Source organism: Ornithinicoccus halotolerans, assembly GCF_009602535.1.
Classification (GTDB): domain Bacteria; phylum Actinomycetota; class Actinomycetes; order Actinomycetales; family Dermatophilaceae; genus Ornithinicoccus; species Ornithinicoccus halotolerans.
The window spans coordinates 1-692 of the sequence record NZ_WIQI01000225.1 but is presented as its reverse complement, the minus strand read 5'-3'; the positions used below and the strand labels follow the sequence as shown (position 1 = coordinate 692).

At 75.0% G+C, this 692-nt stretch carries 1 pseudogene; it reads left to right on the top strand.

The features are described 5' to 3' along the window. Positions 1-9 precede the first annotated feature (9 nt). Positions 10-692 (top strand): annotated as a pseudogene (locus tag GFJ45_RS16195) (preprotein translocase subunit SecA); the annotation flags it as partial.

The following is a 692-nucleotide window of genomic DNA, read 5'->3' as shown; positions in this document are numbered from 1 at the left end:
AACGACGTCGTGCAGACCACCGTCGCGGCCGCCGCCCAGCCGGGCCCGGTGGAGGACTGGGACCTGGCCGGGCTGCTCGGTGAGCTGCGCGCGGTGTGGCCGGTCACCCTCACCGAGGAGCAGCTGGCGGCCACCGGGCAGCACCGGGAAGGCGTGGTCGAGGCGCTCAGCTCCGACGCCCAGCACGCCTACGACGAGCGGGAGCAGGCGGTCGGCGAGGAGGTCATGCGCGAGGCCGAGCGCAAGATCGTGCTGCAGGTGCTGGACCGCAAGTGGCGCGAGCACCTCTATGAGATGGACTACCTCAAGGAGGGCATCGGGCTGCGGGCGATGGCGCAGCGGGAGCCGCTCGTGGAGTACCAGCGGGAGGGCTACCAGCTGTTCCAGGCGATGATGGAGGCGATCAAGGAGGACGCGGTGCGGTTCCTCTTCAACGCCGAGATCCAGGTCCCGGACGCTGCGGCGCAGGCGCAGGCCGCCGGTGCCGACGGTGACGGCGCCCCGGCCGCGCCGCGGGGCCTGCCCGGCTTGACCGAGGCGGTCGCCGAGGCGGCGCGCCGGGCCCGCCAGATGACCTACAGCGCCCCCAGCGAGGACGGCTCGGTCACCCAGCGCCCTGCGGGTGCCGCGGCCCAGGCCGCACCCGCCGCCGGGGAGGGCGGCAACCGGGCAGAGCGCCGCGCCGCCAAGCG